Annotated in this window: 13 protein-coding genes; 1 reads left to right on the top strand and 12 read right to left on the bottom strand. The window is 46.2% G+C overall.

The window, feature by feature from the left end:
- Positions 1-10: 10 nt before the first annotated feature.
- The 5 genes from H8S64_RS04080 to H8S64_RS04060 form a co-directional block, all read right to left on the bottom strand.
- Positions 11-1912 carry a dipeptidyl-peptidase 3 family protein gene (locus H8S64_RS04080; RefSeq protein ID WP_186975085.1) on the bottom strand — a complete coding sequence of 634 codons (1902 nt, stop codon included), beginning with the start codon at positions 1910-1912 and terminating at the stop codon, positions 11-13.
- A gap of 2 nt (positions 1913-1914) precedes the next feature.
- On the bottom strand, positions 1915-2763 hold the full coding sequence (locus H8S64_RS04075; RefSeq protein ID WP_186975084.1) for a hypothetical protein: 849 nt from the start codon (positions 2761-2763) through the stop codon (positions 1915-1917).
- A 3-nt stretch (positions 2764-2766) separates the two neighbouring features.
- Positions 2767-3441 carry a TrmH family RNA methyltransferase gene (locus H8S64_RS04070; RefSeq protein ID WP_099292065.1) on the bottom strand — a complete coding sequence of 225 codons (675 nt, stop codon included), beginning with the start codon at positions 3439-3441 and terminating at the stop codon, positions 2767-2769.
- 161 nt (positions 3442-3602) lie between these two features.
- On the bottom strand, positions 3603-3872 hold the full coding sequence (locus H8S64_RS04065) for an HU family DNA-binding protein (RefSeq protein WP_099292064.1): 270 nt from the start codon (positions 3870-3872) through the stop codon (positions 3603-3605).
- A gap of 147 nt (positions 3873-4019) precedes the next feature.
- Positions 4020-5564 (bottom strand): NAD(P)/FAD-dependent oxidoreductase, encoded by a 1545-nt coding sequence (locus H8S64_RS04060; protein ID WP_186975083.1) that lies wholly within the window; start codon positions 5562-5564, stop codon positions 4020-4022.
- Positions 5565-5739: 175 nt separating this feature from the next.
- On the opposite strand from H8S64_RS04060, the gene H8S64_RS04055 reads away from it, so the two are divergent.
- Entirely contained in the window at positions 5740-6495 is a 756-nt protein-coding gene (locus H8S64_RS04055; protein WP_186975082.1) for an SDR family NAD(P)-dependent oxidoreductase, read from the top strand.
- Between the two features lie 150 nt (positions 6496-6645).
- Here H8S64_RS04055 and pbpC read toward each other — a convergent pair whose 3' ends face one another.
- From pbpC to H8S64_RS04020, 7 genes are all read right to left on the bottom strand, one after another.
- A complete protein-coding gene (gene pbpC, locus H8S64_RS04050; RefSeq protein WP_255469424.1) occupies positions 6646-9015 on the bottom strand; it encodes a penicillin-binding protein 1C in 2370 nt (789 codons plus the stop codon).
- 11 nt (positions 9016-9026) lie between these two features.
- Complete coding sequence (gene fmt, locus H8S64_RS04045; RefSeq protein WP_099292061.1) at positions 9027-9983, bottom strand: methionyl-tRNA formyltransferase; 957 nt, start codon at positions 9981-9983, stop codon at positions 9027-9029.
- Positions 9976-11439, bottom strand: coding sequence for an LptF/LptG family permease (locus tag H8S64_RS04040; protein ID WP_186975081.1), 1464 nt, complete (start codon positions 11437-11439; stop codon positions 9976-9978). The genes fmt and H8S64_RS04040 overlap by 8 nt, the downstream gene beginning before the upstream one ends.
- Positions 11440-11651: 212 nt before the next feature.
- Positions 11652-12029 (bottom strand): START-like domain-containing protein, encoded by a 378-nt coding sequence (locus tag H8S64_RS04035; protein WP_099292059.1) that lies wholly within the window; start codon positions 12027-12029, stop codon positions 11652-11654.
- A 133-nt stretch (positions 12030-12162) separates the two neighbouring features.
- On the bottom strand, positions 12163-13491 hold the full coding sequence (locus tag H8S64_RS04030) for a YihY/virulence factor BrkB family protein (RefSeq protein WP_099292058.1): 1329 nt from the start codon (positions 13489-13491) through the stop codon (positions 12163-12165).
- A gap of 76 nt (positions 13492-13567) precedes the next feature.
- A complete protein-coding gene (locus H8S64_RS04025; RefSeq protein ID WP_186975080.1) occupies positions 13568-14848 on the bottom strand; it encodes a cysteate synthase in 1281 nt (426 codons plus the stop codon).
- A gap of 94 nt (positions 14849-14942) precedes the next feature.
- Positions 14943-16037 (bottom strand): SIR2 family protein, encoded by a 1095-nt coding sequence (locus tag H8S64_RS04020; protein WP_099292057.1) that lies wholly within the window; start codon positions 16035-16037, stop codon positions 14943-14945.
- Positions 16038-16099: the final 62 nt, after the last annotated feature.

Here is a 16099-nt window from a genome sequence, read left to right as displayed (position 1 = left end):
TTCTTTATAATCACATATTCCCGTATTCCAGCATCTGTGCCAAGAAATCCGTCGGATACGTTATTTCCACATCCGTGATGTTTCCTTCTTTTTCTACTAATTTATATTCAGGATTCACGAAACCGGCATACGGGGCAACATTCAACTTCCGGTAACGTTCCAAAACTTCTTGATGCAAAACGGGATCAATCCGCACACCATACCCCTCGATCAAATTCCGGGCTCCCTCGAAATCCCCTTCCGACTTCACCCGCTGAATCTCTGCCAGTAACTTACCGAATAGTTGACGTAACGCATCATAATCCCGAATGGTGAAATAAGTCTTACCGTCACGTACCACCCGTTCGATCACGTTTGACGCTTTCCCTTTTTCATACACCCAAGACGCTATCAATTGACGGTTGCGCATGTGCGACTCTTCCAGATTATTTCCTAACTTCACTCGTGTAAGTTGCACCATCAAACCATTGCGTATATAATTGCAATACTCGCTTTTAGCCACATCCAAAGACGGGATAACCCCCAGTTCGACCAACTTCGGGTCCATGACATAATAGAGCGCAAACAAATCAGCCCTCGTTTCTTCTATCGTGGAATAATAATTCTTCAAAGCCTCTTGTCCCACCCCGGGCAACATTTTGCCGGAACCATGTCCTAGACATTCATGCAAATCCGTGTGCACGTTTCCACCCAAATAACCGTATTTCCGCACCAACTCCTTCTCCTCTTCCGAATAGGCGAACTCGTCCAGCACGCCGGAAGTCAACGAGGTTTGATTGTACGCATACGTGATATTATCCAAAGTCACAGATTTACTCCCGTAGCGCTCCCGTATCCACTCGGCATTCGGGAGATTGATCCCGATAGGAGTTGCCGGATGACAATCCCCGCCCAACATGGCAGCCTGTACCACACGGGCAATAATCCCCACGACCTCGCTCTTTTTAAAACGTTCGTCTATCGGGGCATTCCGTTCGAACCACAAGGCATTATCCGCCAACTTACGAGTGCGTTTGCAAGCCTCTTCATCCATAATCTGTACCACAGACTCCCAACTTGCCTTGTACGCCAGAGGATCACCGTACACCTCGATAAAACCGTTTATAAAATCAACGGGGGCAGCACTTTCTTTCGCCCACTCGATCGAATATCTGTCAAAAAGTGCAAGGTCGCCCGTCCGGTAATATTGTACCAACAAATCTATAATTTCCTTCTGATGCTCGTTACAAGCGTATTCAGCCGCTTTCTCCAAGTTTTCCACAACACGGGTAAGTTCTTTACTATACTTTCCCCCGACATACCACACCTCTTCCCGTAACCGCCCCTGTTCGTCACGCACAAGAGTGGAATTTAATCCCCAAGAAATCAATTCATTCTGTTTCTTTTTCTCCCGATAAAATTCCTCTACCTCCTTTTGCGTCACTCCCTCGTAATAATTATTCGCGGAAGCCTGCACGAGATCTTTTCCATCGTCAAGCACCACCCGTTTAGCCATATAGCGCGGATCAAAAATCACTCTCTCCAATTCCCCGTACATTTCCTCTTCCCCAACCGCCAACAGAAGCGATTTAAAGTATTCCGGGGTAAACTCCGGGATAAATTTCTCCATCGAATAATGATGATGAATCCCGTTAGCAAAAAACACTTTCTTGGCATACACCAGAAAATGCTGAAATTCCTGTGCTTCCCGATCTCCTTTATAATCCCGCAGGATTTTTTCCAACACCTTCCGCAAGCGAAGATTATACCTGTTATTCTGGTCCCAGAGGATGTCCCTTCCCGCCAATGCCGCACGACTCAGGTAATAAACAAACAATTTCTCCTTCAGCGTCAAACTGTCGAACACGGGAACATCATAACGCAATATCTTTATATCATCAAATTGCTCCAAAAAATACTTCTTCTCATCCATTTCTACTCTGTTTTAGATTCTTCATGCCCGGCAACTTTAAACGAATCATATATTCGCCGGACAACACCCCGGGCAATATCGTCACCTTTTTTATTACTTGAAACCAACTGGTAAAGTTTCAGTCCGTCGGCATAAATCGTGATATTAAATTCATATTCCGTACCCCCTTTCACGAATGTTCCCTGCATGACAATACCAATCATGTTCCCCATCTGCGCGTACGCCTTATCATTCTTAAAATCAAACACTCCACGCTGCTTCTTTAATTCATTCAAAGCACCTTCGGCAGCTCCTTCCAAATCAGCTTTTCCGACTTCCGGGACATATTCCGAAAATATAAACGCCAAATCCATCCCGTAACCCGAATACGAATACACATCCATCTCTTTGATTAAGGCTTGTACTTCCTCTGGCAACCGGTTACGGAGCATTGCACCGGCTGATTTCATTGCTTTCGGAGTTGTCAGTGAAACCCCACCGGCATAACTTCCCGTGTACCATTGTTGTTCCAACACCGGAACATCCGAATCCCCGAATTGTGCCTTATATGTTTTGATAAACTCACCTATCAGCAAACCGATAAACAATACCATCAGCAAAGCCCCTATTGCCCCGGCTATAATCCCCTTCTTGTTTTTCTTTCCCGCGGGTTTTGACAAATCGCCTTTCTTCACCTGCTCTTCCGTCAAACATACCTCCCGTTGAAAATCCTCAAACGTTTTTTCCGGGTGACGGACTTTCCAATCTTTAAAGTTATCCTCCAGTTTCCGGTTACACAAGCCGCAAACCACCATGTATTCCGATTTCACCTCGTTAAGATGATTGCAATGTTTACATTTCAAATAGTACATAACTTACTGATTCTGATTAAACCGTTCTAATATCTGTTTTGATGCTTTAACGGAGCGTTTATACCAAGTGAACAACACCCGTTCCCGCTCCTCTTCCGACAGATGCCAGTCGATATCCGTCTGTCGCAACCGTTGCACGACACTATACATCAATAAAGCCGCGCATACACTTACATTATAACTTTCCGTGAAACCGTACATGGGCACTTTCACAAATTCATCCGCTCTCGCCAATACCTCGTCCGACAATCCGGTCAACTCCGTTCCCATGAAAAAAGCCATTTTCCCCGCTTGCAAATCCAACTGATCTATGTATGTATCCCGCTCGTGCGGAGTCGTTGCAATAATCCGATACCCTTGCGCACGCAGCGTTTCGATTGCCTCTATCGTGTTATTCTCTTTCTGCCTGTGCCGATGTATCGTCAACCAATCGGAAGCTCCCATAGAAATTTCCGAATTATCGTGAAAACTGTTCTCCCCCTCGATAATATGCACGTTCTGAATCCCGAAACAATCACAAGAACGCAAGACTGCACTGCAATTGTGTTCTTGGTATAAATCCTCCAGCACCATCGTGACATAACTCGTCCGCTCGTTCACCAATCTTGTAAATAAATCATTTTTATAGTCCGTCACGAACTCGCTCAAATACTCTACTTGTTCTCTAATCGAATGCATATAAACAGTTTATAAAGTTACAAAGTTCATAAAGTTTATAAGGTAAAAGTACAAAATTTCATGAATAATACGAACTTTATGAACCTTAAGAACTTCATAAACTTTACAAACACAAAAAAAGGGTGTCTTTCAACACCCTCTTTTTATCTTCAAAATGGTAATTATAGTTGGCCTTCCAATTCAGCACCAGGTCTAAATTTCACCACTTTCTTTGCCGGTATCTGGATAGTCTTTCCCGTTTGTGGGTTTCTTCCGCTTCTTGCACTTCTCTCAGAGATAGAGAAAGAACCGAAACCTACTAATGCTACTTTATCCCCACTTTTCAAAGATTCACCAACAGTAGCAACAAAAGCCTCTAATGCTTTTTTAGAATCTGCTTTAGTCAAACCAGCTTTTTCAGCAATTGCGTCAATTAATTGAGCCTTATTCATAATCAATAGTTTTAGGATTAGAACTAATAAATTTTCTTATATGTCGACAAATGTAGGTATTTTCTCGATTAAAGCAAATTTTTTACGAAAAAAACAAATCAAATTAATACTCGTACAGCCGCTAAGTCGCAAAATCACCCTTTTCTTTTAACAAATGACCTCGGCACACCCTTCCCCGTCCATCGCGGCGGAAACAATCCCTCCAGCATACCCCGCTCCCTCACCACACGGATACAATCCCTTTATTTGGGGATGCTCCATACCTTCCGCCTCCCGCGGAATCCTTAAAGGTGAAGACGTCCGACTCTCCACGCCTAACAGAACAGCCTCTTCCGTGATAAAACCTCTCGCCTTCTTCCCGAATTGCTCCAATCCCGTACAAAGTCGACGGTACACCACTTCCGGCAACCACTCCCCGAACAACGTGGCACGTACTCCCGGTTTATAAGATGTCCTAGGCAAATTCTCGCTCAAATGCCCCCGCAGAAAATGAGTCAATCGTTGTGCCGGAGCGTATAAATTTCGTCCGCCTTCTTCCCATGCCATTCGTTCCAAATCCTCTTGGAACTCCATTCCGGCAAACAAACCGTTATAATTCATCCCGACCAATTCCGCCTCCCCGATAGAGGTCACCATGGCGGAATTTGCCCATGCCGTGTTCCGTCCCGAAGCCGACATACCATTTACCACCTGTTGACCGGGTCCCGTGCAAGCGGGTACAACCACACCTCCCGGACACATGCAAAAGGAATAAACACCCCGACCGTCCACGTTTGTCACGAAACTATACTCCGCGGCAGGCAAGAAATCCCCTCTCCCTCGCGGATTATGATATTGAATCCGGTCAATCAAAGCCTGCGGGTGTTCCAGCCGTAATCCTACTGCAAACTCTTTCGGCTGCATCAACACGTCACGGGCATGCAGCATCCGATACACGTCACGGGCAGAATGTCCCGTCGCCAAAATCACATGCTCCGCCCGAATCTCTTGATTACCAACGACAACACCCCTCACCCGATTTTCCTCTATAATAATATCCGTCACCCGGCTGTTAAACCGTACTTCTCCCCCGTATTGCTCTATCGTTTTACGGATATTGACAATCACCTGCGGCAACTTGTCCGTACCGATGTGCGGGTGCGCGTCTATCAATATACTCTCGGAAGCCCCATGATATACCAGAATTTCCAGAATACGATTTACATTTCCCCGCTTTTTGGAACGTGTAAACAATTTCCCGTCCGAAAAAGTCCCGGCTCCGCCTTCGCCGAAACCGTAATTCGAATCCTCATCGGCAATCCCGGTTTTATACAGACTGTTCAAATCCAACTTCCGCTCTTCCACACGTTTACCTCTCTCCAGCACAATCGGTCGTTTCCCCCGCTCGATCAGCCTCAACGCCGCGAACAATCCCGCCGGACCTGCCCCCACGACTACCACCGTTTCCGCTTGTGATACATCTTTGTACAACGGAACAAATTCCCTCTCTTTCTGTTCTATCCGGTCTATATGCACTCCCACTTTCAACTGTATCACAACTTGACGTTGCCGTGCATCAATAGACTTACGAAGAATCTCTATATGTTTGATTCTCTCGCTATCCACGTGCAATCTTTTCGCTAACAAATCATCGACGATTTCTTTATCATGCGCCTCTTCCGGTGTTATTCTTAATTCTATCTCTTTATACATAGTCTTATGTGGCTTCGCCACGTTGCAGGTTACAAGTTACAGGTTACAAGTTATAAGTTACAAAATCCAAAAGTAAGAAAAATTTCAAGCCCTACCCATTTTTCACATTTCCAAATTTCCAAATTCATCAATTAACACCTACCTTCGCACAACAGATTTTTAAATAAATGTACTTATGAGCAAGATAGCATTAATCACAGGAGCAACTTCCGGTATCGGAAAAGCAACAGCCATTAAATTAGCTGAAATCGGGTATGACATCATCATCACCGGACGTCGGGGTGACCGTTTAACCGCTTTTGAAAACGAATTAAAAGCTAAAGGAACCCGTGTACTGGCACTTCAATTTGACGTCCGCAATCAACAAGAAGTTCACGATGCCATTTCCGGTCTGCCGGATACGTGGAAAAATATAGATGTACTCTTGAACAATGCCGGACTTGCCGTGGGTACTTCTCCTATTCAAGACGGTATTCTGGATGATTGGGAACGCATGATCGACACGAACGTGAAAGGCTTACTCTACATCACACGCGAAGTCGCTCCCTTGATGATTAAAAATAATAAAGGACACATCGTAAATATAGCCTCTGTCGCCGGTAAAGAAGTATATCCCGGCGGAAATGTTTATTGCGCCACCAAACACGCAGTGGACGCCCTTTCCAAAGCCATGCGGATTGACATGCTGAAACACAACATCAAAGTAACCAACATCGCCCCCGGCATGGTAGAAACCGAATTCTCCGTTGTTCGTTACAAGGGTGACCAACAAGCTGCCGATAATGTTTACAAAGGGATCATCCCGCTCACGGGAGAAGACATCGCCGACACCATCGTCTTTGCCGTCACCCGTCCCGCGCATATTTGCCTGAACGACATCCAAATCATGCCTACCGCCCAAGCAAGTTCCAGAGATGTGAATAGACAATAATGGAGTCGAAAGTTCATAAGGTTTAAAAAGTTCATAAGGTTCATTGACCCTGCGGGCGCTTTGTTGATGACAGCAAAACTGTCAATGAATGCTGTCCAAAGGACACCCGTAACTTTATGAACCTTATAAACTTTATGAACTTTACAAACCTTACTTTTCTCCATCCACCACCACAAAACTCTGTCGTAGCGTATTCCCCTTGGCATCCACTAAATGCAGAACATGCCGTCCCGGCGCAACATTCACCTCTAATTGGTGATGATAACGAGTTGTTCCCAAAAATTGATTGTCAATATGCCAATAAACCACTGTCGACGGCTCCCGGTGAGCCATTTCAAATACAACCCCTCTCACGATACCCCCTAAATCTTTAGGAATAAACACTCTTAATCCCCGTTGAGGATAAATCATTTCCATCACGTCATCCTGTCCCCGTTGGCAATCCGCACGATAAGGCGGCAATTTCTTGTAATCCGCATGCGTGCGGGCATAATACCACTCCTGCACGGGCGATAACACGAACCAAGGCTCTATCTTCATCCGATTAACGGACTCGCATTCCGAATCGACGCGATACTTCCCCGCCAAATCCAAATTTACCAAACGATGATAAGGACAAACGGCAGTCTTCTCTCCCGCACGGGCTATCCACACGGTATCCGTTTCCGGGCAGATATCGGAAGCCCGATAGCCACTCTTCCGGCACACGGTCATTTCCACCATTTCTTCCCTCGGCATATAAAAACGTTCATCCGTTCGCAACAGGGATGCCACTTCAAACAATATCGGTGCGGCAGCTCTCACCCCGATCAGTCCGGGACGCCCTTCGCCGTCCGCGTTACCAACCCACACCCCAACCACGTACTCCGGGTTCACCCCGACCGCCCAAGCATCCCGAAAACCGAAACTCGTTCCCGTCTTCCAAGACAAATTCATTGAAGATGCAAAATTCTTCCATCCCGACTCTAAATCCGGTCGTTCCACGTCCTGCAACGCCTTGAGAGTAAGCCAAACTGCCGAAGCCGTTACCACATTTTGCCTAATAACCGTACTATCTGTCACCTCATCCCCCCATACCCGCAGACGCCTAAATTCGTGGTCAAAACCAGCCCCGTCACATTCCGAATAATGCCTCAGAATAGAAGCCATCCCCCCGTACATATTACACAAATCCCACAACTTACATTCCGCCCCGCCCAAAATAAGGCTCAACCCGTAATTCTCGGCCTTACGATCCAAGGTGGTTATTCCCATCTTTTTCAAATCATCATAAAAATGCTCCACCCCGTACTCCCGCAGCAAACGAACGAACGGAATATTCAAAGACATGGACAATGCTTTCCCCGCGGGTACAATCCCTTGAAAATCTTTATTAAAATTAGAGGGGGTATAACTCCCGAAACGGGAAGGCACATCCGACACGATTGTCCCCGGCAGGATGTAACCGGATTGCTGCATCAAAGCATACAACGCCGGTTTCAAAATACTACCGGAACTTCGGTTAGAAGTAATAATATCCACTTGATTGCCCCCGTTTTCCCTCACTTTCGGACTATTCCCCACGTATGCCCGCACTTCCCCGGTCGGGATATGTGCCACCAACACGGCAGCGTTATAAATATGATTATGCCTCAATACCTCTATATGCCTCGCCACGATCTCGTTCACCCTAGCCTGCAATCGCGAGTCTATAAAAGTAGAACTGATCTGTCCTCTCCTTTGCCCGTAAGCCTTCGCCAACAAATGCGGGGTTATACACTCCGGGCTGTACACCTGTTCGGGCAAAGGTTCCGCTATGGCAACCGTCAGATCATCTTCACCGAAATACCCCGTTTCGTGAAGCTCCCGCAATAACTTATCCCTTTTCGCCTTCAGTTCCGGCATATTCTTCCCCGGATACATTAACGCGGGAGCATTCGGCAATACCGCCAAAAGAGCCGCTTCCGCCCAACTCAATTCATCCGGTTGACGATTGAAATACTTGAGTGCCGCCGTCTGTATCCCCACGATATTCCCCCCGAAAGGAGCATGATCGGCGTACATATTCAAAATCTCCCATTTATTGTAACTTTGTTCCAACCGAAGCGCAAGGAACATTTCCAGAATCTTCTCCGGAATCGTTCTAGGCGGGTTCTCTCTGGAAAGGCGTACCACCTGCATCGTCAAAGTACTCCCCCCGCTTACCACCGAACCGCTTCGCACGTTCAGCCATAAGGCACGTGCCACAGCCAAAGGGTCAACCCCCTCGTGCGTGAAAAATCGTTTATCCTCAAAACAAAGTAAGGCTGCCACGTACTTTCCCGACAGACGCCCCCGACCGGATACCCGAAACTGCCCGTCCCCGGCAACAGTCATTCCCATGATCTCACCCTCACGGTCAAGAATCACGGTTGAATAAGGAACCCGAAATAAAGGGGCGGGCAAGAAATACCACCATCCCAAGACAAAAGCGAGTAACACGCACCCCCCTATGCACCTTCGGAGCATCGGTCTTCGCATCTTATCCCGCCCGATATGCATACGCGATTATATTACAAGGTATACTCTCCGATATGGAAGCCTCGCAAAAACTCTTCCGTTCCCATCCGCTTCTTACCGGATAACTGCAATTCTTTCACCCGGATAATTCCCCCGTTCACGAGGATATCCAAACTCTTTTTCCCGTCAGACACCAATACAACTTCCTTACCATGCTTTTCCGGAATCCGTTCGGCTACAAATATCTTCAACGAGATACATTCTCCCGTAGTCTTGTGCTTCAATTCCGTCCACGCGGTCGGGAACGGCGACAACCCGCGGATATGGTTATATATCGTATCCAGCTCCCGCTGCCAATCTATCTTCATATCCTCCTTGAAAATCTTGGGAGCATGTTTCGGCTCACGTCCCGACAACAACCCAATCTGATCCTGCAAAGGATACTCCCCCTCTGCCATAGCCTCCACGGTCTTTACCAACAAATCCGCCCCGACAGTCATCAATTGATCATGCAACTCTCCGGCAGTCATGGTATCGCTGATATCCACCCGCTGTTGAAAAATCAGATTTCCCGTATCTATCTCGTGTTTTAAAAGAAAAGTAGTCACTCCGCTATATTTCTCCCCGTTTATCACCGCCCAATTGATCGGTGCGGCCCCACGGTAATCGGGTAACAAAGAAGCATGTAAATTAACCGTACCCAAGGGCGGCATATTCCAAACCACTTCCGGCAACATCTTGAACGCCACCACCAACTGCAAATCCGCCTCAAATGCTTTTAACTCCGCCAGAAATCGCTCGTCACGGAAACGTTCCGGTTGCAACACGGGCAATCCCCGCTCCACGGCAAATTTCTTCACTGCGGACTCCTGCAACTTTTGCCCTCTCCCCGCAGGCTTATCCGGATTCGTCACGACAGCCACGATATTTTGTCCTGCCTCCAATAACTTCTGCAAAGGATACACCGCGAAATCCGGCGTTCCCATGTACACGATTCTCAATTTACGCATCCTTTTTCTTCTTTTTAAAGAATCCGACAATCTTCTTGATAAAATTCATGTAAGACTCACTGCTCATTATAGCCGAATCGGTCATCGCCGTGTAGGTCAATATAGCCCCCAACGGCAAAAGAATCACGGAAGAAATCCACATTCCCTGCCACGGCTCCAATGCTCCCTCGCGTGCCGCACGCTCTCCCATCATCCATATAATGTAATACATGATAAACAAGAATATCGACACAACCACGGGTGCCCCCAGACCTCCTTTTCGGATAATACCTCCCAAAGGCGCACCGATAAAGAAGAAAATAAAACAAGCGAACGAAAGCGTGAACTTCCGGTGCCACTCGATATTGTACCTGCGGATACTCGCCTCGTCCCTAGAATTTACCTGCAAATCCCATCTATGCTTTTCCTGCGCACTCTTGGCAAACTTCAAAGCTGCATCCACGGCACTCTTCTGCTCCTGTATGTCAAAATTCTGATACAAACTATCCAAATCCCTCGCTTCCCCTCTCGTTTCCTCCACGAACACACTATCCCGTTGTGGATTCCGTTCTTTCTTTATCAGATAATTATCACTCAACATACCTTTGATTGTTCCTTTTTTCTGTCCGCTCAATCGTTTCTGCAAAGAATCAACGGCATTCTCCAACTGAACGATATTCAACATCCCGTAACTATCCTTGAACAGATCATCATCCGAACGTTGCAATTGATTATCAGCCAACGGGATCACGAAAAACTGTTTATCGAATTTCACCCTCCGGAAAGGATATGTATCCTTATTCCCCGACTTTCCGCCCTCGTCCGTGTAAGTAAAACCGTTATACAACTGCACTTCCATAAACAGTCCGGACTTATCGGCTTCCATTATCCCGGAATCGGCTATCGTCGTTTCAAAGTTTCCCCTTCTGGTGTTTTTCGGGTGACTGTAAATCAGCATGTCATACATCATCCCCGTCTTCTTGTCTATCTTATCCACCTTAATACTATACCCCTCGATATCATTAATAAACACCCCTTCTTTCAACGACAATTCCGGTTTCTGTTTCTTGATATCATAAAGCAAGGTACTGGCTTTCAGATTCGCGTAAGGAAGCACGTTATTGGAAAAGAAGAAAGCCGCAATCGTGAACAGGATAATTAAAAAAATCAACGGTTGCATGATCCGGTATAAAGAAATACCCGCCGCCTTCAATGCCGTCAACTCGTAATTCTCTCCCAGACTCCCGAAAGTCATGATAGAGGCCAAAAGCACCGCCAGAGGCAATCCCATCGGAACCAAGGTCAAAGCCACGTAAGACAACAAATGTATAATCACGTCACCATCCAATCCTTTCCCCACGAGATCGTCAATGTATCGCCACAAAAATTGCATAATCAAGACGAACATACTAATAAAAAACGTCGCCACGAAAGGACCTACAAAGCTTTTCAGCATATACAGGTGTAGTTTCTTCATCTTTAGCACCTTATATTATTTTTTCTATTTTTCTATCTAACTCTTCACGAATGAATTTACAAAGATAGGAAAAAGTTTATAAGGTTTATAAAGTTCGTAAAGTTTATAAGGTCAATAATTCAATTGACAGCTTTACTGTCATAAACAAAGCGCCCGCAGGGTCTATGAACTTTATAAACCTTATAAACTTTCAACCCGACGTGCTTCGCACGTCATCCCCCCACCGTCCGATGAAGCATCTCGACTTGTTTATTCCACAACTCGATTTCGTCCGCTTCCTCGTCATCATCCACAAAGTCCGTGATAATCAGAGCGACCTCTTCCGTTAAAGGTTCCACGTGCAGAGAAAATTCGAAAAACTCCTCTTCATCGTCCGCGTCCAGCCACTTGAAACGCACGAATGAATTTTTCTTCATATCCACAAGCTCGGCTTGCTCATCAACACCATCCCACACGAATGTGAAGATATTTCCGGCATGTTTCACATCATCGGAAAACCACTCCGCTAACCCCGGCGCGGTACTTAGACGAGAGAACAATATACTTACCGATGATGAGAAAATGTACTCTAAATCGATTCTTTTCCTCATACTTCATTCTATTTGTTCGACAATATATGAAAGTTTTACGGAATATGCAAAAAAATGCTACGTTCCGACCCGTCTTTTTTATCAAGAATCATAGATTGTCCCTACAACTCTGCATGTTACAACTATTTTATTTTCACACCAGAGAATCCCCGGCAAATCCCTTTTGAATAGCTTCCGAAAATTGTTTTTTCCATGCTTCGTTCCTACTCTCGTGGACACGCGAAAAACGAATAATAATATCCCCGACAGACATCGAGTGCAGGTCAAAAGCCGGGTAATAAAAATAATCTTCCTCTTCTTTCGCTTCCACCAACAAATGCAAATCCACCAATTCTTGAAGCACCAGACGCAACTTTCCCGTGTTAATTTTCAATTCCTTGTTAATCATCCCCAGACTGGGACCGCCGTCACCGTTAATATACACCCGTGCCACGTACTTCATGATTTTCAAAGCACATTCCAGCGTTTCCATCCACGCCTCGTCCCCCAGCAACTCATTCCTATACATGAAATGACGATTGCGAAAAATATAACACAACTCCGTCCCCCACAACACGACACTCCAACTTAACTGCAACCACACCAACAACAACGGCAACGCCGCCAAACTACCATAAATCGCGTTATAAGAACTCACCCCTATCTGGAAACGGATATAAAACCATTGTATCACTTGATACACTGTCCCCGCGATCATCGCCGCCACAAAAGCATGCTTGAACTTGACCGGGGTAGCCGGCATAAACATATACAGGAAAATAAACAACATCCACACCAACAGATAAGGCAACAACTTGATAAACATCGTCAACACGGAACTGATCAAAGGAAAATTATCCTGCCAATAAGAAGAGGTCAGAAAAACATTCACACTACTGATCAAGATCATCAGAATAGGGGCAATAAAAATAATCGAGAAATAATCCGTGAACATCCGCCTTAAATTGCGTCCCTTGCGTACTCCCCAGATCCGGTTCATTGTCAACTCCGTACTATTCAGCACCCGAATAACCGCCCAAAGCAAAATGACAATTCCCACACCAGTCACCACTCCGCCTTTCGCGTTCTGTATAGCCCCGTTCACGTATCCCAACAACTGTTGCGCGAACTCCTGATTATCCCCCAGACGTTTCAAAAACTCATCTTCAAGCGATTTATTCGCCCCGAAACCGGTTGCAATAGCGAACGCCAACGCCATCAAAGGTATAAATGCCAACACGGAATAAAACGTGAGAGCCGAAGCCGAAATCGTACACGCATCCTTTACAAAACGATTGAGCGAAACGACAAGGATAGACAAGGATTTTTGTAAAAACTCCGTAATAATAAAACGGTTCCCGTAATCCCGGCGCAATACCATATAATGATAATCCAAATCCAATAAACAATCCGTACGGCGGGCAAACTCTTGCCGATACCGCCGGAATAAGTCCATAACCTTATGTTCCTTGAATACATTCATAATCTCACGTTCAAACCCCAAAGATACAAAAAAGGCTTGTTCAACACAAGCCTTTTAGTTTATAAGGTTCTAACCCCTACCGTCCGATCAACTCCCGGACTTGTTTCTTTACCATTTCCGGGTCGGGATTCACGGGGAATACCAAATGAGGCTTCTGTTGCACGGGCTTGAATTCCTTCTTGTAACGCCCGACACCACCACCCGTGATATTCAGCATAATCACGGCATCTTCTTCTACCCGCTGTTCCTTTACCGCCTGCATCAAAGTAGCCGTAGCTACCCCGGCGGCAGGTTCTATATCAATACCTTCCAGTTTCTCGAACAACTCCTGCGCCTTCATGGCTTCCTCGTTCGTTGCCAACATCACGTCACCCCCCGTCGCTTTCAACGCATCGTAAAGTCCTCCGGTCAAAGAATAAGGCGGTTTACGGTTTGACAACACCTTGGCACACATCTCCTTCACTTCCTCGCGCGCCGTATTCTCGTCCAGATCCACCAATGCTCTGGAATTTGCTTTCCACGAATCATATATCAACGTGAAAGGAATATTCTGCGAAACAATCAATTTCATCAAATTCGAGCCATAGCGTCCGTCCGCGATAAAACGCTTGTTAGCTTCCCACGCGGCAATAGCACCCGTTCCGCTTCCCACGGCTTGGAAATAATAATCCGGGATACGACCAATCTCCTGCACAGCCGACAACACCGTCGTTCCCATCCCGTCACGACGGGCCACGTTCTTGGCTCCTCCCTCCGGGAAAAAATACTCCATCTCACAAATAATATTGGAAAGATGTATCGCGTCAAAATAATCACACCCGGCTCCCGCACAAACCAACTTCACACAATCATTCCAAGGCTCATCAGCCCAGATTGCATTTAAATTATCTTCCGGTATACACAATAACAACGGAATCCCATTCTCAGAGCATACCCTACCGAAAGCCCTCGCCGTGTTTCCGGCAGAAGCAACCACCATGATCTTATCGCTGTTCCTGTTAATACGGGCACACACGGCATACGCCTCGCATTCCTTAAACGAACCCGTCTTCATCAAAGCACCCCGCTCCGGCCAATAACCGTTGAACGTGATGTACAAATTCGACAATCCCAAATATTCCGCCAGCCCCTCGCTCTTGTAAGTCACGGGCGCACCCGAACCTTCCAGCGTCCGGCAAATCGGTAACCAATTAGCATACTTGTATATACCGGGCAAATCATTTCTCACTTCAAATTGACGATTCGCGTAATTAGCGAAAATCAAAGCCGCACCATCTTTATGGGGGCAGTCCAACTCCCATTGCCCGTCCTCGAAAGATGTTCCACAGCACGATGATTCTAAATGATAACGTGTCATATCTTCACTCCTTGAATTGTACATTTCTTCAGTACAAAAGTAAAGCATTCCGAACACCCGCGATAGGGTATAAATACCACTTTTTATTTTAGATTTAAGATTTTAAATTCTCCACGTATTCCGGCACCGTCAACCGGAATATATCCCGCTCCGTCACGCGACTGCCGAAAAAATTCTTGTACCGTTCGGCTTCCGCCTCCACGCTGGAACTATGGGGATAAAGCACCACTTGAATTTCAGCATCCGGGCGAATCATCCGGGCTAACAACTGCCGGATCTCGAAATCGGCAGAAGGCAACGAGTAGCCGATAAACACGATACGCTTCGCCTCCGACAGTTCTATCGCCGCGTTCTGCCATACCAGCTTGATTTGTATATTACTCAAATTCTTCAAATAGGTCGGCAACAAAAGATTACTCTGCAATTTAATCGAACTGATATCCGGCATCCCGTAATTCTTCCGGCAATGCCGGCAATACGCCGCCTTCATAATAGCAATCTCCTCCCCGAAACGCACGTACATACGCTGGCACAAAGGACATTGGAACCAATTCATAGAACCATGCAACTTCAATAACTTGATATTATACCCGCCGTATCCCACGGCAAGCAATCCCGGTTTAATCGTGTCGTCGTTCGCGTCCCACGAACTCACGTAACAACAGTAATCCACCACGCTCAACTTCTCCGGGCGCGTATTCTCGATCGCCCGCTTCAAAGCATGATCGAACAACACGTCCCAATTCGTGGTAATCACCGACACTCGGTCTTCCCCGTCCTCCATGCGACGTCGGGCAATCCCGTTGATATACTCCGCAAACTCGTCGACATAATCACTGCACGCTTCGTTTTTCTTGAAACTATAATTTACCGCGGCACCCATCAGCGCGTTAAACTCCTCCCGCAACTCCACAAGCGCCCGGGAACTGTAACGCCCGATAGAAAGTCCGTCCCAGATACAGCGGTCGATAGGCGTGAACACGTCCTCCAGTTGCACCTTACAATAATGATCCTTGTAAATATGTAACTCCTCCTTCAAAAAACCGATAAAACTATCTCTCGCCCGAATCAACCGTTCATCATCCCGCGTAAAATTCTCGTCGAGAATAGTATCAATGATCTCACTCTGAACCAGACCACCTGCCTCTTTCGAAAACCCCGAACCCAAAAAATAAACCGTTTTATTCATATGATCGCATTCTAGTTAGCCTACACAAAAATAACATTTATTCCGTGTATCTTTATGACATT

Source organism: Butyricimonas hominis, from assembly GCF_014287455.1.
Classification (GTDB): Bacteria; Bacteroidota; Bacteroidia; order Bacteroidales; family Marinifilaceae; genus Butyricimonas; species Butyricimonas muris.
This window is presented reverse-complemented; position numbering and strand designations above follow the sequence as displayed.

Coding starts and splice junctions, on each gene's coding strand:
- H8S64_RS04080 (WP_186975085.1), bottom strand. CDS start 1,912: ATGGATGAGAAGAAGTATTTTTTGGAGCAATTTGATGATATAAAGATA.
- H8S64_RS04075 (WP_186975084.1), bottom strand. CDS start 2,763: ATGTACTATTTGAAATGTAAACATTGCAATCATCTTAACGAGGTGAAA.
- H8S64_RS04070 (WP_099292065.1), bottom strand. CDS start 3,441: ATGCATTCGATTAGAGAACAAGTAGAGTATTTGAGCGAGTTCGTGACG.
- H8S64_RS04065 (WP_099292064.1), bottom strand. CDS start 3,872: ATGAATAAGGCTCAATTAATTGACGCAATTGCTGAAAAAGCTGGTTTG.
- H8S64_RS04060 (WP_186975083.1), bottom strand. CDS start 5,564: ATGTATAAAGAGATAGAATTAAGAATAACACCGGAAGAGGCGCATGAT.
- H8S64_RS04055 (WP_186975082.1), top strand. CDS start 5,740: ATGAGCAAGATAGCATTAATCACAGGAGCAACTTCCGGTATCGGAAAA.
- pbpC (WP_255469424.1), bottom strand. CDS start 9,015: ATGCATATCGGGCGGGATAAGATGCGAAGACCGATGCTCCGAAGGTGC.
- fmt (WP_099292061.1), bottom strand. CDS start 9,983: ATGCGTAAATTGAGAATCGTGTACATGGGAACGCCGGATTTCGCGGTG.
- H8S64_RS04040 (WP_186975081.1), bottom strand. CDS start 11,439: ATGAAGAAACTACACCTGTATATGCTGAAAAGCTTTGTAGGTCCTTTC.
- H8S64_RS04035 (WP_099292059.1), bottom strand. CDS start 12,029: ATGAGGAAAAGAATCGATTTAGAGTACATTTTCTCATCATCGGTAAGT.
- H8S64_RS04030 (WP_099292058.1), bottom strand. CDS start 13,491: ATGAATGTATTCAAGGAACATAAGGTTATGGACTTATTCCGGCGGTAT.
- H8S64_RS04025 (WP_186975080.1), bottom strand. CDS start 14,848: ATGACACGTTATCATTTAGAATCATCGTGCTGTGGAACATCTTTCGAG.
- H8S64_RS04020 (WP_099292057.1), bottom strand. CDS start 16,037: ATGAATAAAACGGTTTATTTTTTGGGTTCGGGGTTTTCGAAAGAGGCA.